Raw genomic sequence first — 24,191 nt, forward strand, 5'->3', positions numbered from 1 at the left:
TGGACGGAAGTGTGCGCGGGCGCTTGGACGGAAGTGTGCGCGGGCGCTTGGACGGAAGTGTGCGCGGGCGCTTGGACGGAAGTGTGCGCGGGCGCTTGGACGGAAGTGTGCGCGGAGGCGTGCGTGGACGCTTGGGCGGGAGCGTACGCGGGCGCCTGAGCGGGGGTGTGCGCGGGCGCCTGAGCGGAGGCGTACGCGGGCGCCTGGACGGAAGTGTGCGCGGGGGTGTGCGTGGACGCGCTCATCGTGATCTCCTCGCCGCGCCCGCGGGCACGAGCTGGTCTTCGGCGCCCGGCACCGGCCGGGCGGGGTCGTGGTCGACGTCGACGATCCGGTTGGCCCCGTCCACGTGGACGACCCGGGGCCGGTAGCCCGGCAGCTCGCCGCCCGTGTACTGGCCGTAGGAGATCAGGATCACCATGTCCCCCGGCGAGACCAGGTGGGCGGCGGCGCCGTTGATGCCGATCACCCCGCTGCCGCGCTCCCCGGTGATGACGTACGTCTCCAGGCGGGCGCCGTTGGTGATGTCGACGATCGCCACCTGCTCGCCCTCCAGCAGGTCGGCGGCGTCCATCAGGTTCTCGTCGATCGTCACCGAGCCGACGTAGTGCAGGTCGGCGTGGGTGACCGTCGCTCGGTGGATCTTGGATTTGAACATCGTGCGCAGCATCTCGGACTTCCGTTCACGCATGGGGGACCGGTGACAGTGCCGAGAGCGGCGCGTGCGGGTCACGCACCGCCGCTCCCAGCAGATGCAGCCATGCATCCACCAGGCCCTCGACGGTGGGTCCGTCGAACAGGCCGGTGTTGTAGGCGACCTCGCCGATGATCGAGTCCGGGGTCTCCGCGACCGAGCAGACGAGGTCGGCGACCGTGGTACGCGTCGCCAGGTCGATGGGGGTCACCGTCAGCTGTGGCAGGCGCACGCTCTCGGCGCCGGTGAGCGCGCTGAGCGGGACGCCGTTGAAGATGACGTCGAAGAACGGGGTGCGGCCGGGCAGGCGCGGCGGGCGCAGCGCCTGGACCAGCCGTTCGAACGGGACGTCCTGGTGGGCGTAGGCGCCGTGGACGACCTCGCGGACGCGCTCCAGCAGTTCGGCGAAGGTCGGGTCGCCGCCGCAGGGGGTGCGCAGCACCAGCGTGTTGGCGAAGAAGCCGATCATCTGCTCGGTCTCCGGGCGGGTACGGCCGGGCACCGGGGAGCCCACCGCGACGTCGCCGCCGGACGCCTGGAAGAGCGTGGCCTGGAACGCGCCGAGCAGGGCGGCGAAGAGCGTCGTGCCCGCCTCCCGGCTGAGCGCGCGCAGCTCCTCGGTGACCCGTTCCTCGATCATGAAGGAGGTCCTGGCGCCCGCGTAGGTCTGCGCGGGCGGCCGTGGCCGGTCCACGGGCAGCTCAGCAGGGGTGAGCCCGGCCAGCTGGGCGCGCCAGTAGTCGAGCTGCTCGCCACCGGCGGCGTGCTCGCGCTGCCAGGCGGCGTAGTCGACGTACTGGGCGCCCGGCTCGGGCAGCACGGCGGGCCGGCCGGACAGCGCGGCCTCGTACAGGGTGGCGAGTTCCTGCCAGAACACCTGCTCGGAGCCCGCGTCGTAGCCGACGTGGTGGACGACCATGGAGAAGACGTGCTCGTAGTCGTCCAGCCTGGTCAGCCTGGCCCGCACCGGCGCGGCGGCGGCGAGGTCGAACGGCTCGTCCCAGTCGGCCTGCAGGGCGTCGGAGGCGGCGCTCTCGCGGGCGATGCGGGTCTCGCCGGGCGCGCTGCCCACCGTCAGCCGGGGCCCCCGGGCGTCGATGCGCACCTCGGGGATCCCCTCGGGGCTCTCGACGTAGCGGGTACGCAGGATCTCGTGCCGCGCGACCAGCTCGTCGAACGCCTGGCGGAACGCCGCCACGTCGAGGCGGCCGTGCAGGCGGCAGGCGGTCGGCACGTTGTACGCGGTCGAGCCGGGCGCGAGCCGGTGCAGGAACCACAGGCGTTCCTGGCCGTAGGAGAGCGGCAGCGGCCCTTCGCGGGAGGCGCGCGGCAGCGGCGGGAGCTGCTCGGCGCGGGTGTCGGCCACCTCCTCGGCCAGCTCCTCCAGCGACTCGGCGGAGAACAGCAGGTAGAGCGGGAAGTCGATGCGCAGGTCGTCCTGGATGCGGAACATGACCTGGGTGGCGAGCAGCGAGTTGCCGCCCAGCTCGAAGAAGTTGTCGTCCAGGCACACCTGGTCCAGGTCGAGGACATCGGCCCAGATCGCGGCGAGCGTCTTCTGCACAGCGGTGACCGGGGGCCTGCCCTCGGACCGCTCGGCGGGCGCGACGATCTCCGGCAGCGCGGCCCGGTCGACCTTGCCGCTGGCGGTCAGCGGCATCTCGCCGATCACCGCGATCTGCGCGGGGATGAGGTACGGGGGAAGCCGCTCGGCGAGGTGGGCCCGAAGTTCCGCCGGGTCCGGGACGGTGCCGAGGGCGGTGTCCAAACCTGTGTCCGAACCTGTGTCCAAGCCCGTGCCCGAGCCCGTGCCCGCGCCCGCGCCCGAGCCCGCGCCCGAGCCCGCGCCCGCGCCTGTGCCCGCGCCTGTGTCCGAGGCGACGACGTAGGCGAGCAGCCGCTCCCCGGTGACCGTGACGGCGGACCGCTGGACGGCCGGGTGGGCGTCCAGGGTGGCCTCGATCTCGCCCAGCTCGACCCGGACACCGCGGATCTTGACCTGGTGGTCGGTACGGCCGAGGAAGTCCAGAGCGCCATCCGGACGGCGCCGCCCCAGGTCCCCGGTGCGGTAGAGCCGCGAGCCCGGCGGGCCGTACGGGTCGGGCAGGAAGCGTTCGGCGGTCAGCGCGGGCCTGCCGTGGTAGCCGCGCGCCAGGCCGGTCCCGCCGATGAACAGCTCGCCCACCCCGCCGTCGGGTACGGGGTCACCGGCCTCGTCCAGCACGTGCACGGTGTTGCCGGTGAAGGGCGTCCCGATGGAGACGACCGGACCGGCGTGCGGGTCGTGCGGGTCGTAGGTGTACAGGGTGGAGTCGATCGACACCTCGGTGGCGCCCCACTGGTTGTGCAGGCGGCACCCGTACAGACCGATCTGCTCGTGGAAGGCGAGGGCGAGCGGCGCGGTCAGCGCCTCCCCGCTGGAGACCACGTGCCGCAGGTGCGGCAGCGGCGGCAGCCCGGCCCTGCGGTGCGCCTCCAGGAACAGGGAGAGCATGCTGGGCACGAACTGCACCACCGCGGCGCCGAAGTGGAGGGTGGCCTCCAGCAGCGCCACCGGGTCGCGGTGCTCGCCAGGCGGCAGGATCGCCACCACGCCACCGGTCGACAGCGGCCAGAACACCTCCACGGCCGAGTCGTCGAAGCTGAGCGTCGTCTTGTGCAGCACGGTCTCGCCGGGTTCGAGACGGTGCTCGTCCTGCATCCACCGCATCCGGTTGACCCAGCCCCCGTGGGTGCTGGCCACCCCCTTGGGCGTGCCCGTCGAGCCGGAGGTGTAGTAGAGGGAGACCAGGTGGTCCGGGCGTACCCCGGCACCGCAGGGCGTCACCGGCCGGTCGTCGATCAGCGCGCTGTCGCGGTCGAGCAGCACGACGCGGGTGATGTCGCCGGGCAGCAGGTGGGCGAGCGCCTGCTCTCCCACCGAGACCGGTACCGCGCCCTCGGCGAGCATCAGCCGCACCCGCGCGGGCGGCGCGTCGGGGTCGATCGGCAGGTAGGCGCCACCGGCCTTGAGGATCCCGTACAGCGCGATGACCAGGTCCAGTCCCCGGTGCACGCACACCGCCACGGGGGTGTCGGCGACCACTCCCAGGTCGCGCAGGTGGTGGGCGAGCTGGTTGGCGCGCCGCTCCAGCTGGCGGTAGGTGAGGGTGTTGCCGTCGGCGTCGATGACGGCCACGGCGTGCGGGGTCCGCTCCACCTGGGCTTCGACCAGCTCGTGCAATCCGGCCACGACTTCTCCTATCGGTTCGCCGACGCCAGCAGGGCGACGCGGTCGATCTTCTTGGTGGGGGTCAGCGGGAAGGCGCCGCGCACGTCGATCCTGGAGGGGATCATGTACGAGGGCAGGTGGGCGGCGAGGTGCTTGCGCAGCGCCCGGGGGGTGACGTCTCCCTGGGCGAACAGCAGCAGGCCGCCGTCCAGGACGTGCGCGGCGGCCAGCTCGACCAGCGGGTGCTCCTGCGCCACGGACTCGATCTCGCCCAGCTCGATCCGGTAGCCGCGCAGCTGCACCTGGCGGTCGCGGCGCCCGTCGAACCGCAGCTGTCCGTCGGGGCGCAGCCGCCCCAGGTCGCCGGTGCGGTAGAGCCTGCCGTGCTCGGGGTGGTCGACGAACCGCTCGGCGGTCAGCTCGGGGGCGCCGCCGTAGCCGAGGGCCACCCCGCGCCCGCCGACGTGGATCTCGCCCTGCTCGCCGTCCGGCACCCGCGCGCCGTCGTCGTCGAGCACGAGGACGCGGTAGCCGTCCAGTGGCCTGCCCACGGGCAGCGGGTCGGGCTCCGCCGCGTCCACGGGCCCGGCGGTGCACCACACGGTGACCTCGGTGGGGCCGTAGAAGTTCCAGACGCGCCCGGCGTGCCGGGCCAGCTCGGCGGCGAGCCGCGCGGTCAGCACCTCGCCGCCGCAGACGGCCCGCAGCGCCTCGCGTCCCGGGGTCAGGTACGGCAGCAGCGCGTGCCAGGCCGTGGGAGTGGCGTGGACGACGGTGACGTCGTGCTCCTCCAGCCATCCCACCAGCCGCGCGGGGTCGGCCTGCAGCGCCTCGGAGGTCACCAGGGTCGCGCCGCCGTAGCTGAGCGGGACGAACATCTCCAGCAGCGAGATGTCGAAGGAGAAGGTCTGGTTCGCGGCGTACCGGTCGGCGGGGCCGGGGGCGAGCAGCTCGGCGACGGCCCGCACGCAGTTGTGCAGCGAGGCGTGCGAGACCCGCACCGCCTTCGGCCGCCCGGTGGAGCCGGAGGTGAACATCACGTACGCGCACTGCTCGGGCCGGACGTCACCGGTCGGCAACCGGTACGCGCCCTCCCCCGGCCCGGACCCATCACCGGTAGGCGAGGACCCGTCGTCGGTGCGCGGCCCGAACCCACCGTCAGTAGGCGAGGACCCGTCGTCGGCGTGCGCCCCGAACCCAGCGCCGGTAAGCGAGGACCCGTCGTCGGTACGCGGCCCGGACGCCTCCGCGCCTTCCGGCCGCGCCTTTCGCGCCTCCCGCGCGTCCTCGTTTCGTGCCTCCCGCGTGCCCTCCTCGGGGGGCAGGCGGTCGAGGAGCAGGCTCATGCCCGCCTGTTCCCGCTGGAAGCGGAGCCGCTCGGGCGGCAGGGCCGTGTCGAGGGGCAGGAAGACCGCGCCGGTCTGCCACAGGCCCAGGATCGCGGCCACGTAGTCGGCGGACCGGGGCAGCGCGACGCCGACCACGTCCCCCGGGCGTACGCCCCGGTCCCGCAGGGCGCGGGCCACCACACCGGCGCGGGCGGCGAGCCGCCCGTAGGTGATCTCCGATCCCGGGTCGATCACCGCGAGCGCGTCCGGCGTACGCTCCACCTGCCGGGCCACCTCGTGCAGAACGGTGCGCATCCGCTCGTCTCCCGGCGAAGCCGTCTCCACGTGGCCGTCCCTCGACCAGGCCGTCTCGTACGGAACCGCGTCCACACGACCGTCCTCCGGCCGGGGTGTCTCACGCGCGGCGGTGCTCATGCGGTCACCTCCTGGGGAACGGCCACGGGGCCGGTCGGGGAGAGGGGGGCGGACCAGTCCCGGGACCAGGGGAGCAACGGAATGGACGTCACCGCCCCCGGCGGGTTGAGCGCGGCCCAGTCGGGGTCGTGGCCGAGCTCGTACAGCCGGATCAGCACGCCGGGCAGGTCGCTCGCGGCGGCGTAGCGCACCACGCGGGCCCTCCTGCCGCCCGGGACGCCGCGCAGCCGGGGGCCGAGTCCCACGGCGCCGATCTCCACGAAGGTGCGTACGCCCCGGTCCAGCGCGCCGGTGAGCGCGTCGCCGAGCAGGCTCGGCCCGGCCAGGTGGCGTCCCCAGTGTCCGGCGCCCTGCGCGCGGCCGTCGATCGGCCCGCCGGTGAGCGTCGACAGCGACACCGTCTCCCCGGCGTTGGCGGGCAGGCCCTTCAGGGCCGCCTCCAGCTCGGCGGCGAGCGGTCCGGCCAGCCCGCTGTGGTCGGCGGTGGCGGGTCCGAGGTCCCCGCAGAGCACGTCCCCGGCGGAGAGGGTGGCGGCCAGTCCGTCCAGCGCGGCCCGGGGGCCGACGATGACGCAGGTCTGCGGGTCCTCCACCGCGGCCACCGCGAGTGCGGGACCGACGCGGGCGCACAGGGCCTCCGCCAGCCTGCGCGCCAGCCGGACCCGCAGGGCGTGTACGGGCGGCGACCCGGCCAGCAGCCGGGCCCGGTTCCGGGCCACGGCGTCGGCGGCGGCGGGCGCCAGCACACCGCAGTGGCGGGCGGCGGCGACCTCCCCCGCGCCGTGGCCGATCACCAGGTCGGGACGGATGCCCGCCCGGCGCAACTCGTCGGCGTACGACTCGTCGGCGTAGGGCTCGTCGGCGAAGACGAAGGCCAGGCCGCCCGGGGCGGTGCCGCCGGGTGTCGCGGCGGCCAGGTCGGTCAGCGCCCTGTCGAGCTCGCGGTCCAGCTCGGCGGCGCAGGAGCCGGTCACCCCGACCCGGTGGGCGTGGTGGTCGCGCCGGTCCCCCGCCGTGTGGCAGGCCGCCGCCAGGTCCAGCCCCGGCTCCCGCAGCGCGACCCGCCACCGCACGACCAGTTCCCGCAGCCCGGCGTGGGTGTGCGCCGACAGCGGCAGGTAGTGGCGCCTGCCCGGGGAGGCCGCCGGAGCCGTCTCCCCTGCGGAGGACGTCCCGGTGGAAACCGGGAGCTCCGCGTGCCTGCCCGAGGAGGCCGGTGAACCCGCCTCCCCGGTCTCCTCGGGGGAGGACGTCCCGGCCGGATACGACCACATCTCGTCGGGGGGCAGTCCCTCGCAGTCCTCCCAGACCTGTCGCCGGGGACGCCGGGGACGGGCCTGAGCCCGTGGGGACGCCTCACCCGCACGTCCCTTCGAAACCGGCGCCGAAGACAGGGACGGAACCGTGGCCGGGGACAGGACCGGGGACGAGGCCGTGACCTGGGCCGGACCCGAGTTCAGGGCCGAGGCCGCGACCGGGGTCGAGGCCGAAGACAGGGCCAGGGCCGGGGACGAGGCCAGGGCGGGGGGCGAAGACGGGACCGGGGACGGGGGGGCCTCCAGGATCAGGTGGGCGTTGGTACCGCCGAAGCCGAAGGAGCTGACCCCCGCCAGGCGCCCACCCCACGGTTCGAGGCGGTCCTGCACGCGCAGGCCGCCACCGGACCAGTCGAAGTCCTCGGCGGGCCTTCCGGCGTGCAGGCTGGCGGGGAGCGTGCCGTGGAAGAGCGCCAGGGCCAGCTTCGCCAGGCCCGCCGCGCCCGCCGCCGCCTCCAGGTGGCCCACGTTGCTCTTGACCGAGCCGATCCGCAGCGGGGTACGGCGATCGGTCGCGGTACCCATCACCTCCGACAGGGCGCGCAGTTCCATCAGGTCGCCCAGCCGGGTGCCCGAGCCGTGCGCCTCGACGTACCCGACCTCGCCGGGGTCGACCCCGGCCGCGTGGCACGCCGCGCGCAGCAGCCGCGCCTGCGCGGGGGCGCTCGGCGACATCAGCCCGTTGGTACGCCCGTCGCTGTTGACCGCGCCGCCCCGGATGAGGGCGTAGATCCGGTCCCCGGCGGCGAGCGCGTCGCCCAGGCGCCTGAGCGTCACCACGACGGCGCCCTCGGAACGGCCCATGCCGTCGGCCCCGGCTCCGAAGGACTTGCAGCGGCCGTCGGACGCGAGCACCCCGGCCGTACGGAAGCACAGGCCGATGTCGGGAGAGAGGATCGCGTTGACCCCTCCGGCGAGGGCGGTGTCGCACTGGCCCGTCTGCAGCGCCGTCACCGCCTGGTGGACGGCGACCAGCGACGACGAGCAGGCGGTGTCGACCGCCATCGAGGGACCGTGCAGGTCGAAGACGTAGGAGATGCGGTTGGCGGCCACGCTGTGCGCCACCCCGGTCGGGGTGTAGAGGCCAGGCTCGGCCGCCCCGGAGAAGCTGCTGACCAGGAAGTCACCGCTGCTGATACCGGCGAACACACCGGTCGGACTCCCCGCCAGACCGGCCGGGCCGTCCAGGCGCAGCCCGGCGTCCTGCAGGGACTCGTGCGCGACCTCCAGCAGCATCCGCTGCTGCGGGTCCATCGCCTCGGCCTCCCGGGCGTTGACCGCGAAGAACGCCGGGTCGAAGGCCTCCACGTCCGGCAGGAACCCGCCCTCGCCCACTCCCGGCTCGCGCCAGCCCGGGTGCCGCGCGGCCCGCTCCCCCGGCACCGCGCCGACCGCGTCGGCGCCGTCGGCGAGCAGCCTCCAGAGGTTCCCCGGGCCGTCGGCACCCGGAAGGCGGCAGCCGATGCCGACGATCGCCACCGGTTCGAGGGAGTACGCGGTCTCCCGCCCGGACCGCCGTACCGGAGACGCCGACGGTGCCGACGCGGTCAGGTACGCCACGAGCACGCGGGGGCTGGGGTGGTCGTAGAAGACGGTGGTGGGCAGCGGCACGCCCAGCCGGGCCTCCAGCTCGGCCGCGAGCGCGACCGCGTCGGCCGAGCCGATGCCGTAGTCGATGAACAGCCGGTCGGCGTCGCCGTCGGCCAGGCCGGTGCGCTCGGCGACGAGGGAGAGCAGCAGGTCCTGGACGTTCGTCGCGGGGCCGCCACCTGGACGGGTACCGCCTGACGTCGTCCCCCTCACCGGGTCCTGGGCGTTCATCGCAGGGCCGCCACCGGGCCGGTGCCCGCGAGCGCGGGCGAGGTCCATCCGGCCAGTACGGGGAACGCGCCGTCCAGCAGCATCGCGCGGCACTCGCGGCGCCGGATCTTGCCGCTGGTGGTCTTGGGGACGCTGCGCGGCTCGACCAGGAACACCCCGTCGAGCATCACGTCGTGCTCCCTGGCCACGGCGAGGCGGATCTCGGTGATCAGCTCGTCGAGGTTCCCGGCGTTCTTGGCCGTGACCTCGGCGACCACCACCGCGGCCTCGGCCTGCGGCACGTCGCCGGTGGGCTCGGTGGCGAACGCGGCGCCGCAGCCGCCCCGCACGGCGGGGCTGACCTGCTCGACGGTGTACTCGACGTCCTGGGGATAGTGGTTGACCCCGTTGATGACGATCAGGTCCTTGTGTCGTCCGACGATCACCACGTCGCCGTCCTCCATCACGCCGAGGTCCCCGGTGCGCAGGAAGCTCTCCGGCCGTCCCGGCAGGCGGGCGTGGAAGGTCTCGGCGGTGGTCTCGGGGCGCTGCCAGTAGCCGTCCGCCACCGAGGGCCCGGACACCCACACCTCCCCCACCTCGCCGGGCGCGCACGGCAGCCCGGTGGCGGGGTCGGCGATCTCGAAGACCATGTCCGCCACCGGGGTTCCGCAGCGGACGTAGGCGCGCTCCCCCACCTGGACGCCGGGGTCGTCGGTCTCCAGCCGCGCGGTGGAGATCACCAGGGTGCTCTCCGCCATGCCGTACGCGACGCGCAGGCTCGTGGCGTCGAACCCTGCGGGGGCGAACCGCTCGGCGAAGCGCCGCAGGGTGGCCTGCCTGAGCGGTTCGGCGCCGTTGAGGGCGACCCGCCAGCCACTCAGGTCCAGGGAGGCGACGTCGGCGTCGGTGGCCTTCCTGACGCACAGCTCGTAGGCGAAGTTGGGCGCGTAGGAGAGCTGCCCGCCGTACTCGGCGATGGCCCGCAGCCAGCTGACCGGCTGCGCGGCGAACGCCTGCGGGGACATCTTCACCACGTGGGCGCCCCACAGCAGCGGCGACACCAGCGAGCCGATGATCCCCATGTCGTGGTAGAGCGGCAGCCAGGAGACCGTGGTGGTCTCGTGGGTGGCCCCGACGGCCGAGGCCACCGCGCGGGCGTTGTGGGTCAGGCCCCCGTGGGTCACCATGACGCCCTTGGGGTTGCCGGTGGAGCCCGACGTGTACTGCAGGAACGCCAGGTCCCCCGGGACGGGCAGCGACCAGTGGTCGGCGGCGTCGCCGGTGAGCAGGTCGGCGAAGTGCAGCCAGCGGCGGAACCCGGGCAGGGCCGCGAGCGCGCCAGCGTCGGGAAGCGGCTCGGGGGCGACGGCGTAGGCGGCGCCCGAGTCGCGGGCGATGGAGGCGATCTTCGACCAGGCCGACCTGAAGTGCGCGAGGGAGGGCATGTAGACGGGTACGGGCACGGCTCCGGCGAGCATGCAGCCGTAGAAGACGGGCGCGTACTCGGCGGAGGAGGGGCAGGCGAGGAGCACGCGCTCGCCGCACGCCCCGGCCTCGGTGAGGCGGGTGGCGACCTGGCGGGCGCGCTGGGCCAGCTGGGCGAAGGTCCACGCGGTGCTCTCGCCCCTGCCCAGGAAGGTCAGGGCCGGGCGCTCGCCGTGCTCGGCGGCGGTGTCCAGCAGGGATGCCAGCACCGAATCATGAGATGTCATGCCATTCCTCCGATGTGGTCGTTGAGAAGCTCGTCCAGCAGGGCGTCCACCTGGGCGTCGGACAGGGCGTCCAGCCGCGCCGCCATCGGGTCGCGGGCGTCCGCCACGGGGTCGCCTCCGTCCGGCCGGTCGCCCAGGTGGGCGCTCACCCGCCCGGCCAGCTCGGTGACGGTGGGGCCGTCGAGGAACGCGGGGGTCGGCAGCCGCACCCCGAGCCGGGCCTCCAGGAGGTTGCGCAGCTCGACGGCCATCAGGGAGTCCAGGCCGAGGCGGGTCAGCGACACCTCGGGGTCGATCGCGGCAGGGGAGGTGCGCAGCACGCCCGCCACCCACTCGGTGAGCGCCCGCTCCAGCTCCTCGGGGGTCGTGATGCTCAGCGGCCCGGTCGCGGCCTGGCCGCCCGCCAGCCCGGCGAAGATCGACCAGCGCTCCTGCCCCGGGTTGTGCGCGAACCAGGCGGGCACGTCCAGGGGGACGACCGCGACCTGGGCCGGAGACTCCGACAGCAGGGCGGCCAGGATCCGCAGCCCAGACGCGGGGTCGATCGGCCCCATGCCCCGGTCCGCGAGGCGGCCCGCCCGGTCGGGCCGGGCGGCGAGCCCGATCTCCGACCAGACGCCCCAGTCGACGCTGGTGGCGGGCAGGCCCTGTCCCCTGCGCCAGTGCGCGAAGCCGTCCAGGAAGGCGTTGGCCGCCGCGTAACCGGCCTGGCCGCCGGAGCCGAGGAGCCCGGCCGCCGAGGAGAACAGCACGAACAGCTCCAGCGGGTCGCCGGAGGTGAGCCGGTGCAGGTTGCGGGTGCCGTCCACCTTGGGGCGCAGCACCTCGCGTACCGCGTCGAAGTCGGTGGCGGCGATCGTGCGGTCGCGCAGCACCCCGGCGGCGTGCAGGACGCCGCGCAGGGGCGGCGCCTGGGCGCGGAGGCCGTCGAGCGCGCTCTCCAGCGCGGCCGCGTCGGCGACGTCGGCGGCGAGTACCGCGACCCGCACGCCCTCCTCGCGGAGCGCGGCGATCCGCTCCCGCGCGTCCGGTCCCGGCTCGCTCCTGCCCATCAGGGCGAGGTGCCTGGCGCCCTGCCGTACGAGACCCTCCGCCGCGGCGAGACCGAGGCCGCTGAGACCGCCGGTGACCAGGTAGGTGCCGTCGGCGCGCAGGCGGGGCCGGTCGAAGGTGAGGACCACCTTGCCGATGTGCCGGGCCGACGCCATGTGGCGGAACGCCGCCTCCGCCTCGGCCGCGGGGAAGGCCGTCACCGGCAGCGGGTCGAGCGTGCCGTCCGCGACCGCGTCCACCACCTCGCGCAGCATCGCCCCGACCAGTTCCGGGCGCCGCCCGGCCAGCGAGAACGCCTCCACCGCGTGGAAGGACAGGCTCTTGGCGAACGGCGCGAGCGGCAGCGGCCGGTTCTCCGCGATGTCGCGCTTGCCGAGTTCCACGAACCGGCCGAAGGGCGCCAGGACGCGCAGGCCCTCGTCGACGGCCTCCCCGGCCAGGCAGTTGACCACCATGTCGACCCCGGCGCCGCCGGTGACCTCCATGACCCGGTCGGCGAAGTCCAGCGAGCGCGAGTCGAAGACGTGCTCCACGCCCCGCTCCCGGAGCCACACCCGCTTGCCGGGCGAGCCCGCGGTGGCGATGACCTCCGCGCCCGCGCGCCGGGCCAGCCGCACCGCCGCCTGGCCGACGCCTCCGGCCGCGGCGTGGATCAGCACCCGGTCCCCGGCCCCGAGCTGGGCCAGCCGCTCCATGCCGTAGACCACGGTGACGTACGCGGCGGGCAGCGTCGCCGCCTCGGTGAAGCCGAGGTCGGCGGGGATGGGTACGGCGAGGCGGGCGTCCACGGTGACGTGCGAGGCCATCGCGCCGATCTCGGCGACGAGGGCCACCACCCGGCTGCCCGGAGCCAGGCCGGTGACGCCGTCGCCGACGGCGGTCACCTCGCCCGCGCACTCCAGGCCGTAGCCGAGGGGTTCTGGCTGCTCGCCGAGCATGCCGATCCCGCGCAGCACGTCGTTGAAGTTGAGCCCGGCGGCGTGCACCCGGATCCGGACCTTCCCCGCCCCCGGCGGACGGGGAAGGTCCCCGGCGGGCGCCTTCCCGGCGAGGGCGGCCCCGGAGGAAACGCCTCCGGAGGTCTCCTGCACCGAACGCCGCCCGACCAGCTCCCCTCCGGACAGATCCCGCTCAGACAGATCCCACTCGGACAGGTTCTGCTCAGACAGATCCTCGGACAGTTCCCGCTCGGCCGGGTCCTCCTCGACCAGGGTCAAGGTGCCCAGGTCCTTCTGGACGCGCTGGACGAGCCGGTGCGGGCCGCGCGGCCCGGCCGGTCGCGGGGTGAGGCGCGGCGCGAACGCCCTGCCGCCCCGCAGGGCGACCTCGTTCTCACCCCCCAGCCGCCAGGTCGGCGGCTCGCTCCCGGCCGGGGTCCAGGTGCACGGGTCGTACTCGGCGTCCAGGTCGATCAGGGTGCAGCGCAGCTCGGGGTGCTCGTGCCTGACCGTGCGGGCCATCCCCCACACGGCGGCGGCGTCGGGGTCGACCGGGTCGCCGGGCTCCACCGGCTGGGCGTTCCCGGTCACCACCCACAGCCGCTCCGGCTCCGGCGCGGCGGCCATCTCCTGGACCAGTTCCAGCAGCGACCGCAGGGACTCCTCGGCGGGCCGTCCCGGCGCGACCCGGTGGACCACGCCGTCGAACGGCTCGGCGCCGCCGGGCTCCACCGGCACCCAGCGCGTGGTGTACGTCCAGCCGCCGATCCCGGCCCCGCGCTCGATGCCCCGCAGCCGCACCCCGCGCAGCGCCAGGACGACCCGGCCGTCCCCGTCGCAGGCGTCGACGTTGAGCAGCACGTCCGCCCCGTCCCCAGATCCGGCGCTCGCGCCCCCTCGCGCGTCCGTACCCGCCCCGGTGACCCTGGCGTACGCCCAGCGGGCCGTGCCAGGTTCGCCCAGCACCGAGACCCGGCCCACCGCGCGGGGCAGGAGCAGGTCGTCGCCGTCGCCGAGGGCGGGCGCCGCCGCCTGGAGGCAGGCGTCGATCAGGGCCACGTCCAGCCGGTACGGCCCGGACGCGGCGGCGGAGGGGGTGGCGCGCAGGCGGGCGAGGGACTCTCCTGGGGCGGTGAGGACCTCCTCGACCCGCTGGAAGGCGGGGCCGTACTGCATGCCCCTGGCGTCGAAGCCCGCGTAGAGCTCCTTCGCGCCGACCCGGGAGGCGCAGCGGGCCCCGATCGCCGACAGGTCCAGGCGGGCGGCGGGCTCCGGGGTCGTGCAGCAGGCCGAGGCGTGCGCGCGGCCCTCCACCACGAGGTCGATCGCGTCGCCGTCGAGAACGACGCCCAGGCGGCGCGGGGCGTCCAGCACCAGCGGGACGTGGAACTCCACCCCGGCCAGCGCGTCCGAGTGCTCCAGGGCCGCCGCCACGTACCCGGCGCCGGGGAAGACCGGCCTGCCCTCGACCCGGTGGTCGCCCAGGGGGCCGTCGGCGGTCAGCTCCACCTCGCGCAGCCGGGCGAGGGAGCCCGCGAAGGCGGCGGTGTCCTCCTTGTGCACGGACGGCAGCAGCAGGGCGCCGACGTCGCGCAGCCCGGACAGCAGGGTGGGGTGCGGGCTGAGCTCGACGAACGTGTCGTGTCCCGCGTCGAGCAGCTGCCGGATCACCGGCCAGAACAGGACGGGCTCGCGCAGGTTGCGGCACCAGTAGGCGGCGTCGGGTGTGGCGCCGGGGCGGCCGGTGACGGTCGACCAGAGCGGGATCGCCGAGGGGACCGGCGCCAGGGCGGCCAGCGCCTCGCGCAGCTCGGGCAGGAGCGGGTCGACGTGGTGGCTGTGCCCGGCGACGTCGGCGCCGATCACGCGGCAGAAGACGTCCTCCCAGCGGAGCTGCTCGACGAGCGCGTGGACCGCGTCGTGATCGCCCGCCACCACGGTCGAGCCGGGCGCGTTGGCCGCGGCCAGGCAGACGCTGCCGTCGCGCCGGTCGTTCTGCTCGGCGACCACGGTGGCGGCCTCCTCCCAGCCGAGGCCGAGCAGCGCCATCGCGCCCGTCCCGCTGAGCCCCCGGTAGAGGCGGCTGCGGACGCCGACGATCCTGGCCGCCTCCCTGAGGGTGACGGCGCCCGCCACGTGCGCGGCGGCGACCTCGCCCAGGCTGTGCCCGACCACGGCGGCGGGCGTGACGCCGTTGGCCTCCCACAGGCGGGCCAGCCCGACCTGGAGGGCGAAGAGGGCGGGCTGGACGACGTCGATCCTGTCGGCGTCGGCCGTGCCCGCGAGGACGTCGGTGACGGATCGGTCCAGGTACGGTTCGAGCGCGACCTCGCACTCCCGGATCGCCGCGGCGAAGACCGGCTCCTGCTCCAGCAGGGCACTTCCCATGCCGCGCCACTGGGCACCCTGGCCGGGAAAGACGAAAACGACACCGTTCATGCCGAGAAGCATCGCCAGGCGCGGTCGCGGCGTCTTCCGCCGCAGGGCGCGGACCGTACCTAGCCGTCGGGCCGGGTCGCCGGGGGAAGCCTAGCCCGCCGACGAATACCCATGTGCCGTGCCATTGGAGATCGTCCTGACCTGTGGACGAAGAATTCGGCTCCCTGGCCTCGGCCTTCTACGAGCACGTGCTGCGGCGGCCCGACGCGCTCGCCGTCACCGACGAACACCGATCCGTGAGCTACGCCGAGCTGGCGGACGCCGCCTCCGGGATCCGCCGCTCCCTCGGCGAGCTGGAGCTGGTCCCCGGCGACCGGGTCGGCATCTTCATGCGGCGCTCCTGGCGGGTCGTCGCCGCCGTCGTGGCGGTGATCGGCCACGGCTGCACGTACGTCCCCCTCGACCCCGACTACCCCGCCGAGCGGGTGCGGTTCATGGCCGGAGACAGCGGGCTGCGCGCGATCTGCGCCGACCCGGACGGGCCGTGGCCCTTCGCCGGGGTGCCGAGGGTCGAGGTCACCGGCGCGCTCCCGGGCGGGGAGGTGCTGCCGCCCGTCCGGCGCTCCCCGGAGATCCCCACCCACATCATCTACACCTCCGGCTCCACCGGGACGCCCAAGGGCGTCGCCACCCCCGAGGGGGCGGTGCTGGAGCTGTTCCGCTCCGCCCGCGAACGGTTCTCCTTCAGCGGGGACGACGTGTGGAGCTGGTTCCACAGCCACTGCTTCGACTTCTCCGTCTGGGAGATGTGGGGGGCGCTGCTGCACGGCGGGCGCGTGGTGGCCATCCCGGTCTCGGCGGGACGCGACCCCCGGCTGCTGCTGGAGACGCTGGACGCCGAACGGGTGACCGTGCTCTGCCAGGTGCCCAGCATGTTCAAGTACCTGGCCTGGGCGATGGAGCAGAGCCCCCGCCCGCTCGCGCTGCGCTACCTGATCTTCGGCGGCGAGGCCATCGACCGCGACACCATCCGCGCCTGGATGGACCTCACCGGCGGGCGCGAGGAGATCGTCAACATCTACGGCCCCACCGAGACGACCGTCTTCTCCACCTGCACGGTCGTGGACCGCGCGATGGTGGAGGACACCTCGGGGCCCACCAACATCGGCCGGGCGCTGCGCCACGTCCGCACCGCCGTCGTCGGCGCGGACGGCCGCACGGTGCCGACCGGCGTGGAGGGCGAGCTGTGGGTGGGCGGCACCGCGCTGGCCGCCGGATACGTCGGGCGCCCGGCGCTCAACGCCGAGAGGTTCCCGCTGGCCGACCTGGGCGACGGGGAGCGGCGCTGGTACCGCACCGGTGACCTGGTACGGCAGCTGGAGTCGGGGTCGTTCGAGTATCTGGGCCGCATCGACTCCCAGGTCAAGATCCGAGGGTTCCGCGTCGAGCTGGGCGAGATCGAGGCCGTGCTGCGGCACACCCCCGGCGTGACCGACGCGGCCGTGGTCGTGCGGACCCCGCCGGGCGGCGAGCCGCTGATCGCCGCCTACCTGGTCGGCGAGCCGGTCTCCCCCCGCGAGCTGCGCGCCCTGTGCGGGGAGCGGCTGCCCGCGCACATGGTCCCGGCCCGGTTCCGCACCGTCCCCGTCCTGCCGCTGAACCCCAACGGCAAGCTCGACCGACTCGCCCTGGAGGCAACGCGATGACCGACGCGATCAGAGACGCCGTCCTGTCCGGCGAGAGCGACCCCGGCCTGTTCGCGGCGCTGGCCGTGCCGGAGTCCTACTGGGGCGTCACCGTGCACGCCGACGAGGTCGACATGTTCGCCGGGATGCGCAGCGAGGACAAGGACCCGCGCAAGTCGCTACACGTGGAGGAGGTCGCCACCCCGGAGGTCGGGCCCGGCGAGGCGCTGCTCGCGGTGATGGCCAGCTCGGTCAACTACAACACCGTCTGGTCGGCGATCTTCGAGCCGGTGGCCACCTTCGGGTTCCTGCGCCGCTACGGCCGCCGCAGCGAGCTGGCCCGCCGTCACGACCTGCCGTACCACGTGCTCGGCTCCGACGTCTCCGGCGTGGTGCTGCGGGTGGGGCCCGGCGTCACCAAGTGGAGGCCGGGCGACCGGGTCGTCGCGCACTGCCTGTCGGTGGAGCTGGAGGACCCCGAGGGGCACGACGACACGATGCTCGACCCGCAGCAGCGGATCTGGGGCTTCGAGACCAACTTCGGTGGCCTGGCGGAGCTCGCGCTGGTCAAGGCGAACCAGCTGATGCCCATGCCCGCCCACCTGACCTGGGAGGAGGCGGCCTGCTCGGGGCTGGTCAACTCCACCGCCTACCGGCAGCTGGTCTCGCGCAACGGCGCGGCCATGAAGCAGGGCGACACCGTCCTGATCTGGGGCGCGTCCGGCGGGCTCGGCTCCTACGCCACGCAGTACGCGCTGAACGGCGGCGCCACCCCGGTCTGCGTGGTCTCCTCCCCCGAGAAGGCGGAGCTGGCCAGGAAAGCGGGCGCGTCCCTGGTCATCGACAGGTCCGCGGAGAAGTACTCCTTCTGGCAGGACGAGCACACCCCCGACGTCGCCGAGTGGCGGCGCTTCGGCAAGCACATCCGCGAGCTGACCGGCGGCGACGACCCGGACATCGTGTTCGAGCATCCCGGCAGGGAGACCTTCGGCGCGAGCGTCTACGTCTGCCGCCGGGGCGGGACGATCGTGACCTGCGCCTCCACCACCGGGTTCATGCACTCCTTCGACAACCGGTACCTGTGGATGAGCCTCAAGCGCGTCGTCGGCACGCACTTCGCCAACTACCACGAGGCCTGGCAGGCCAACCGGCTGGTCGCCCAGGGGCGTGTCCACCCGACCCTGTCCCGCGCCTACTCCCTGGAGCAGAGCGCAGAGGCCGTGCACGACGTACGGCGCAACGCGCACCAGGGCAAGATCGGCGTTCTCTGCCTCGCCCCCGCCGAGGGTCTCGGCGTGCGCGACCAGGAGCTCCGCGACCGGCACCTGCCGGCGATCACGCGCTACCGGTCCTCCTAAGGAGAGAGCCATGACCTCGACAATCCTCGAACCCGGCGCGGGCGTGCACGGGAACGGCAGGCCGCTGGACATCTGCGTCTTCTGCGGCGCGGGACGGAGCAACTCGCAGGCCATCGTCGACACGGCCAGGACCACCGGCAGGCTCATCGGCGAACGCGGCCACCACCTGGTCTACGGGGGCGGCGGCTCCGGCCTGATGGGCGAGGTGGCGTGGGCGGCGTCGGAGAGCGGCGCGGCCATCCGGGGGATCATCCCTCGGTTCCTGTACGAGCGGGAGCGGGCGATCGCGGCACCGGTCCAGGAGACGCAGCTGACCGACACCCTGTACCGGCGCAAGGAGCACATGCTGCGCGGCTCCGACGCCTTCATCGCGCTGCCCGGCGGCTACGGGACGCTGGACGAGATCCTGGAGGTGATCTCCGCCACCTACCTGGGCAGGTCGGCGAAGCCGCTGGTCCTCGTGAACACCGAGGGCTTCTGGGACGGCTTCGTCAGCCTCGTCGAGACGCTGCGGCGCTACGAGCTGGTCGCCCCGGCCGGGCAGCCGGTGTTCCACTCCGTCCCCTCCCCCGAGGCGGCCCTCTCCCTCGTCGAGCAGCTGGCCGTCCCGGCGGCCTGACCCCTTACTGGAGGACTCCGATGGAGACCCGAGCGCCCCTGTCGCCCGCGGACAAACGCGCCCTGCTCGCCAGGCTGATGAGGTCGGGCACCGCCCCCTTCCCGCTCTCGTACGGCCAGCAGTCCCTGTGGTTCATGGACCGCGTGCGCAGGGAGGCGAGCGTCGCCTACAACATGCCGTTCGCGTGGACGGTGCACGACGACGCCGACCCGGGCGCGCTGCGCGGCGCGTTCGAGTGGCTGGTCGCGCGGCACCCGATCTTCCGCACGACGTACGGGCACGTCAAGGGCACCCCGGTGCAGCGGGTCGCCCCGGCGGGCGACCTGGACTTCCGGATCGTCGCCCTCGCGCCCGGCCAGGACCTCGCGGACCTGCTGGGCGCCGAGGCGGCCCGCCCGTTCGACCTGGAACGCGGCCCGGTGCTGCGGGTCGTGCTGGTACGGCGCCCGGCGGCGGCGCCGGTGCTGCTCTGGGTCACCCACCACATCGCGATCGACGGCTGGTCGCTGTTCCAGCTGCTGGAGGAGCTGGGGCAGGCGTACACGGCGCTGCGTGACGGGGCCGAGCCCGGCGTCGCGCCGCCCGCCGCGACCTACGCCGACTTCGTGACGTGGCAGGCGGCGATGCTGGCCGGTCCCGACGGCGCCCGGATGGAGGCGTACTGGACCGGGCTGCTGGCGGACCCGCCGCCGGTGCTGGCGCTGCCCGCCGACCGGCCCCGCCCCGCCGACCAGGGCTTCCAGGGCGCCTCGTACGCCTTCCGGCTGGGCGCGGAGCGGTCGGCGGCGGTCGGGGAGCTGGCCGCGAGGGGCGGCTCCACCCTGTACACGACGCTGCTGGCCGCCTTCCAGGTGCTGCTGGGCAAGGCGGCGGGGCAGGACGACTTCCTGCTCGGCACCTGGACCTCCGGGCGCAGCCGCCCCGAGTTCTCCGACGTCGTCGGCTACTTCGTCAACCCGGTCGTGTTGCGCGCCGACCTGTCTGGGGACCCCGGGTTCTCCGAGGTGCTCGGCCGCACCCGGGAGGCGGTGCTCGGCGCCCTGGACCACCAGGACTACCCGTTCCCGCTGCTGGTGGAGCGGCTGGGCGCGCACCGCGACCCGAGCCGTTCCCCGCTGTTCGACGTGGCCTTCACGCTGCGCGCCTCGCAGCGGGGGGAGATCGTCCGGGCCGAGTCGCCCGAGGCGGTGTCGCCGCTGGGCGCCTCCTCCGCGGGCGAGCGGGGCATGCTGCTGCGGCTGGGCGAGCTGGCCCTGTCGACGTACCCCCTCGACCAGCGGACCGTCCGCTTCGACGTGGAGCTGGAGCTGGTCTCGGCGGACGGCGAGATCTCCGGTCTGCTGCGGTACAACACCGGCCTGTTCGACGAGGCGACGATCGCCTGGCTCGCCGAGGGCTACCTGCGGGTGCTGGACTTCGCGGCCGGTGATCCCGGCCGTCCCGTCGGCGCCGTCCCGTGGGAGCCACGGGCCGGTGTCGTGACACGAAACGTCGTGACACGAAACGCCGTGACTCGAAACGCCGTGACAGAAAACGTCCTGACACAGAACGTCGCGACACAGAACGTCGTGACAGGAAACGTCGTGACACGAAATCTCGTGACACGGAACGGAGTCCCGGCGACCCCGGCGGCTCCGGCGCGACCCCGAGGTGTCCCGGCCCCCCACGCGGGCGGCCGGGACACCGGAGCCCGTGACACCGTGGCCGGGGAGACCCCCGCGGCCGGGAGCACGGGCACAACGGGGACGAACGCGGCGGGAACAGCGGACACGGGTACGGCCGAGCTGCTGGACGTCGTCACCGGCGTCTGGAGCGAGGTGCTGGGCCTGGACCCGGAGGAGATCTCCCCGGACGACGACTTCTTCGAGCTGGGCGGCCACTCCCTGGCCGCGGTGCAGGTGGCGATGCGGATCCAGGACCGGCTGGGCGCGGAGGTGTCCATCTCCGACGTCTTCCACCACCTGACGCCCGCCGGGCTGGCGGGCTGGCTCGCCGGTCCGGCCGAGACCGGGCCGCGCCCGGTGCCCAGGACGCCCGGCGGCGCGTACCCGCTCTCCCACGCGCAGGAGAGCCTGTGGGTGCTCAACCAGCTGGCGCCCAAGAGTCCCGCCTACAACGCGCCGCACGCGTTCCGGCTGCGCGGCCCGCTGGACGTCGCGGCGCTGGAGTGGGCGATCGGCCGGGTGACCGCCCGGCACGAGTCGCTGCGGACCACGTTCACCATGACCAGGCGGGGGCCGGTGCAGCGGGTGGCCGACCCGGCGCCGGTGCCGCTGCCCGTGGTGGAGACGGCCGACGCCGCCGGGCTCGTCCTGGAGGAGTACCGCAGGCCGTTCGACCTGGCCATGGGCCCGCTGCTGCGGCCCGTCCTGTACCGGGTCTCCCCCACCGAGCACGTGCTGCTCGTCCTGGTGCACCACATCGTCTTCGACGGCTGGTCGACGGCGGTGTTCTGGCGGGAGCTGTGCGCCTTCTACCGCCTCCGGGTCGAGGGCGGTGTCACGGAACCGGCGCCGCCCGGCGTGCAGTACGTCGACTTCGCCGTCTGGGAACGCGAGTCGCTGACCGGTGACCGGCTGGCCGGGCTGGTGGACTACTGGCGGGAGCGGCTGGCGGGCTCGAAGGGCACCGCGCTCCCCACCGACCTGCCGCGCCCGAGACGGCCGCTGTTCCAGGGGGCCCAGCACGCGTTCGACCTGCCGGTCGACGTACGGGAGCTGTGCCGCGCCACCGACACCACACCGCACATGGTCTACCTGGCCGCGTTCAAGGTCTGGCTGGCCCGCCGCGCGGGCACCCGGGACGTGGTGGTCGGCTCGGTGGTCTCCGGCCGGTCCAGGACCGAGGTCGCCGACCTGGTCGGGCACTTCGTCAACACGGTGGCCGTCCGCACGCACCTGGGCGGGGCGCGCACCTTCACCGAGGTCGTCGGCCGGGTGCGGCAGAGCCTGCTCGGCGCCTACGAGCACCAGGAGCTGCCGCTGTCGCGGCTCACCGCGGAGCTGGGCCTGGGCCGCGGGACCCCGTTCGACGTGCTGTTCACCCTGCACGACCGGCGCCTGCTGGAGTCGGCCGACGACGGGCTGCCGGGGGTGGCGGCCGACCGGCTGGTCACGCCGCTGGGCACCTCGCAGTTCGACCTCGCCCTGGAGGTGACCGACCTGGGCGGCTCGGCGCGGGCGGTGCTGGAGTACGACACGGCGCTGTTCCTCCCGGAGACGGTCGCCGCGATGGCCGCCGAGCTGGAACGGTCGATCATCGCCCTGGTGACCGGCCCCGACCTGCCCCTCACCTCGTAGGACCCCGGCACTCCCCGCCGTACGAGGCGCGCCCCGGCTTGAGGTGGCGGCCCGACGACGCGCGAGGTGGCGGCATGACCAGACGACGAGGCGACCGAACAACAACGTGTGAGGTGACGCGATGACGACGACGCGCGTGCTCGACCGCGCCGCGCGGGCGGTGAGCTTCCCCGCTCCCCGGCCGGAGGCCGCGATCCGGCTGTTCTGCCTGCCGTACGCGGGCGGCGGCTCCGTGGAGTACCAGCAGTGGGCCGACCTGCTGCCGGACACGGTGGAGGTGGTGCCCGTGCACCTGCCGGGGCGCGAGCGCCGGTTCCGCGAGGCCCCGCACACCGCGATGGACGGCCTGGTCACCGAGCTGGCCGACGCCCTCACCCCGCACCTGGGGCGGCCGTACGCGCTGTTCGGCTACAGCATGGGCGCCTGGGTGGCGTTCGAGCTGGCCAGGGAGCTGCGGCGGAGGGGCGTTCCTGCGCCCCTGGCGCTGCTGGCCGCGGCGGCCGGTGCGCCGGACGGCCCGCGCGCCCCCGCCGTCCACGACGCCCCCGACGGCGAGCTGGTGGCCTGGATGCGCCACCTGGGCGGCAGCGGCGGCCTGCCGCTGGACGACCCCCGGCTGCTCGCGGTGGTGCTGCCCCGGGTGCGGGCCGACCTGCGGGTGACCGAGACCTACCTGCCCGCCGCCGAGCCGCCGCTGGCGTGCCCGCTGGTCGTCTACACCGGCGACGGGGACGAGATCGTCTCACCCGGCGAGGCCCTGCTGTGGGGCCCGCACACCGGCGGGGACTTCCGGCTCAGGGTGCTGGACGGCGACCACTTCTTCCTGCACGAACGCCGGGCGAAGCTGCTCGGCCACATCATCCGCGACATCCGCGACATCCACGACCTGGAGGTCTGACGTGAGCACGTACGTAGTGGTGGTCAACGACGAGGAACAGTACTCCCTCTGGCCGCACGACCGGGCCCTGCCCGCCGGGTGGACCGCCACCGGGACGCCCGGCGGCCGTGACGACTGCCTGGCCCACATCGAGCGGGTGTGGACGGACATGCGCCCCAGATCGCTGCGCACGCCATGACCGTCCTGCAGGGTACCCGGCCTCGTGTCAACGCCGGGCGCCTGGTGGAGCACGTGGCCCGGCTGGGCGCGGTCGGCGCGGTCCCCGGCGGCGGGGTGACGCGGCTGGCGTTCACGCCCCAGGACGTGGAGGGACGCGCGTACGTCGCGCGGCTCATGGAGGAGGCGGCCCTGGCCGTGGAGGTCGACCCGGCCGGGAACCTGATCGGCCGCCGCCCCGGCACCGTGCCGGGGGCGGCGGCGCTGGTCCTGGGCTCGCACATCGACACGGTGCCCGACGGCGGCGCCTACGACGGGGCCTACGGGGTGCTGGCCGGAATCGAAGTGGCCAGGACCCTGTACGAGGAGGGCGTGCGGCTGAACCACCCACTCGCGGTGGTGGCCTTCTGCGACGAGGAGGGCGCGCACGGGACGATGGGGATGCTCGGCTCGCACGGGTTCGCCGGGGCGCTGCCGCCGGGGGCGGCGCTCGCCCTCGACGACCGGGGCGTCCCGGTCGCCGACCTGCTGGCGGCGGTCGGGGGCGACGCGGGCCGACTGGCCGAGGCGGCCTGGTCGCCCCGCGACGTCGCCGCCTACCTGGAACTCCACATCGAGCAGGGCGACGTGCTGGAGCGCCTGGGCGTGCCCATCGGGGTGGTCGAGACGATCACCGGGCGGGTGAACGTCTCGGTCACCGTCGAGGGCACCGCCGGGCACGCGGGCACCACGCCCATGGAGCACCGGGCGGACGCGCTGGACGGCGCCGCCCGGATGGTGCTGGCCGTGCGGGCCATCGCCGCCGCCGAGCGGCTGGTGCTGCGCGCCACCACCGGGACGTGCGCCGTCGAGCCCGGCATGTGGAACGTCATCCCCGGCAGGGTCCGGCTGGGCGTGGAGTTCCGCGACACCTCGGCCCGGGCCCTGGACGCGGCGGTGGCGCGGCTGGCCGAGGTCGCCGCCGAGGTCGCGGTCGCGACCGGCACCCGCGTCACGGTCGTGCCCGGGGCGCGCACCGCGCCGGTCGACTGTGACGAGGGGCTGCGCGAGATCGTCGCCCGCTCCGCGTCCGGGCAGGGCCTGCCGTACCACCGCCTGCCCAGCGGGGCCGGGCACGACGCGCAGATCGTGGCGCGGATCGCGCCCGTCGGGATGATATTCGTGCCGAGCAGGGGCGGCGTGAGCCACGCGCCCGCGGAGTACACCGCGCCCGAGCACCTGGCGTGGGGGGCGGACGTGCTGCTCACGGCGGTGCTGATGCGCGACGCGGCCCCGGATATCGGCCGGTAGCCGATGTGATATCGACT

13 protein-coding genes are annotated in these 24,191 nt (G+C 74.6%); 7 read left to right on the forward strand and 6 right to left on the reverse strand.

Translation table 11 applies throughout. The annotated features are described in order from the left end of the window. Positions 1-241: 241 nt before the first annotated feature. Genes panD through ACW9TB_RS37625 form a run of 6 tightly spaced genes read right to left on the reverse strand, consistent with a single transcriptional unit; the run spans position 242 to position 14,929 of the window. Entirely contained in the window at positions 242-670 is a 429-nt protein-coding gene (gene panD / locus ACW9TB_RS37600; RefSeq protein ID WP_472752909.1) for an aspartate 1-decarboxylase, read from the reverse strand. A 13-nt stretch (positions 671-683) separates the two neighbouring features. Then, entirely contained in the window at positions 684-3,926 is a 3,243-nt protein-coding gene (locus ACW9TB_RS37605) for an amino acid adenylation domain-containing protein (protein ID WP_472752889.1), read from the reverse strand. 8 nt (positions 3,927-3,934) lie between these two features. Continuing rightward, complete coding sequence (locus ACW9TB_RS37610; RefSeq protein WP_472752890.1) at positions 3,935-5,668, reverse strand: amino acid adenylation domain-containing protein; 1,734 nt, start codon at positions 5,666-5,668, stop codon at positions 3,935-3,937. After that, positions 5,665-8,805, reverse strand: coding sequence for a type I polyketide synthase (locus ACW9TB_RS37615; RefSeq protein WP_472752891.1), 3,141 nt, complete (start codon positions 8,803-8,805; stop codon positions 5,665-5,667). Before ACW9TB_RS37615 ends, ACW9TB_RS37610 begins: the two co-directional genes overlap by 4 nt. After that, the gene (locus ACW9TB_RS37620) at positions 8,802-10,499 is read right to left on the reverse strand and encodes a fatty acyl-AMP ligase (RefSeq protein ID WP_472752892.1); all 1,698 of its coding nucleotides are present in this window, start codon (positions 10,497-10,499) and stop codon (positions 8,802-8,804) included. Before ACW9TB_RS37620 ends, ACW9TB_RS37615 begins: the two co-directional genes overlap by 4 nt. Further along, entirely contained in the window at positions 10,496-14,929 is a 4,434-nt protein-coding gene (locus tag ACW9TB_RS37625) for an SDR family NAD(P)-dependent oxidoreductase (protein WP_472752893.1), read from the reverse strand. The genes ACW9TB_RS37620 and ACW9TB_RS37625 overlap by 4 nt, the downstream gene beginning before the upstream one ends. A gap of 143 nt (positions 14,930-15,072) precedes the next feature. On the opposite strand from ACW9TB_RS37625, the gene ACW9TB_RS37630 reads away from it, so the two are divergent. The 7 genes from ACW9TB_RS37630 (at position 15,073) to ACW9TB_RS37660 (ending at position 24,174) form a co-directional block, all read left to right on the forward strand. Continuing rightward, a complete protein-coding gene (locus ACW9TB_RS37630; RefSeq protein ID WP_472752894.1) occupies positions 15,073-16,575 on the forward strand; it encodes an amino acid adenylation domain-containing protein in 1,503 nt (500 codons plus the stop codon). After that, complete coding sequence (gene ccrA, locus ACW9TB_RS37635) at positions 16,572-17,912, forward strand: crotonyl-CoA carboxylase/reductase (RefSeq protein ID WP_472752895.1); 1,341 nt, start codon at positions 16,572-16,574, stop codon at positions 17,910-17,912. Before ACW9TB_RS37630 ends, ccrA begins: the two co-directional genes overlap by 4 nt. Before the next feature lie 10 nt (positions 17,913-17,922). Next, positions 17,923-18,531, forward strand: a complete 609-nt coding sequence (locus tag ACW9TB_RS37640; protein ID WP_472752896.1) for an LOG family protein — start codon at positions 17,923-17,925, stop codon at positions 18,529-18,531. A 20-nt stretch (positions 18,532-18,551) separates the two neighbouring features. Further along, entirely contained in the window at positions 18,552-21,830 is a 3,279-nt protein-coding gene (locus ACW9TB_RS37645) for a condensation domain-containing protein (RefSeq protein ID WP_472752897.1), read from the forward strand. Positions 21,831-21,951: 121 nt separating this feature from the next. Further along, positions 21,952-22,728 carry a thioesterase II family protein gene (locus ACW9TB_RS37650; RefSeq protein WP_472752898.1) on the forward strand — a complete coding sequence of 259 codons (777 nt, stop codon included), beginning with the start codon at positions 21,952-21,954 and terminating at the stop codon, positions 22,726-22,728. A gap of 1 nt (position 22,729) precedes the next feature. After that, entirely contained in the window at positions 22,730-22,906 is a 177-nt protein-coding gene (locus ACW9TB_RS37655; protein ID WP_472752899.1) for an MbtH family protein, read from the forward strand. Next, on the forward strand, positions 22,903-24,174 hold the full coding sequence (locus tag ACW9TB_RS37660; RefSeq protein ID WP_472752900.1) for an allantoate amidohydrolase: 1,272 nt from the start codon (positions 22,903-22,905) through the stop codon (positions 24,172-24,174). The genes ACW9TB_RS37655 and ACW9TB_RS37660 overlap by 4 nt, the downstream gene beginning before the upstream one ends. The last annotated feature ends 17 nt before the right edge of the window (positions 24,175-24,191 follow it).

Source organism: Streptosporangium sp. H13245 (assembly GCF_055690525.1).

Excerpts from the sequence above, each read along its gene's own strand:
- ACW9TB_RS37650 (WP_472752898.1), top strand. The coding sequence starts at position 21,952 with ATGACGACGACGCGCGTGCTCGACCGCGCCGCGCGGGCGGTGAGCTTC.
- panD (WP_472752909.1), bottom strand. The coding sequence starts at position 670 with ATGCTGCGCACGATGTTCAAATCCAAGATCCACCGAGCGACGGTCACC.
- ACW9TB_RS37610 (WP_472752890.1), bottom strand. The coding sequence starts at position 5,668 with ATGAGCACCGCCGCGCGTGAGACACCCCGGCCGGAGGACGGTCGTGTG.
- ACW9TB_RS37625 (WP_472752893.1), bottom strand. The coding sequence starts at position 14,929 with ATGAACGGTGTCGTTTTCGTCTTTCCCGGCCAGGGTGCCCAGTGGCGC.
- ACW9TB_RS37615 (WP_472752891.1), bottom strand. The coding sequence starts at position 8,805 with ATGAACGCCCAGGACCCGGTGAGGGGGACGACGTCAGGCGGTACCCGT.
- ccrA (WP_472752895.1), top strand. The coding sequence starts at position 16,572 with ATGACCGACGCGATCAGAGACGCCGTCCTGTCCGGCGAGAGCGACCCC.
- ACW9TB_RS37620 (WP_472752892.1), bottom strand. The coding sequence starts at position 10,499 with ATGACATCTCATGATTCGGTGCTGGCATCCCTGCTGGACACCGCCGCC.
- ACW9TB_RS37660 (WP_472752900.1), top strand. The coding sequence starts at position 22,903 with ATGACCGTCCTGCAGGGTACCCGGCCTCGTGTCAACGCCGGGCGCCTG.
- ACW9TB_RS37640 (WP_472752896.1), top strand. The coding sequence starts at position 17,923 with ATGACCTCGACAATCCTCGAACCCGGCGCGGGCGTGCACGGGAACGGC.
- ACW9TB_RS37645 (WP_472752897.1), top strand. The coding sequence starts at position 18,552 with ATGGAGACCCGAGCGCCCCTGTCGCCCGCGGACAAACGCGCCCTGCTC.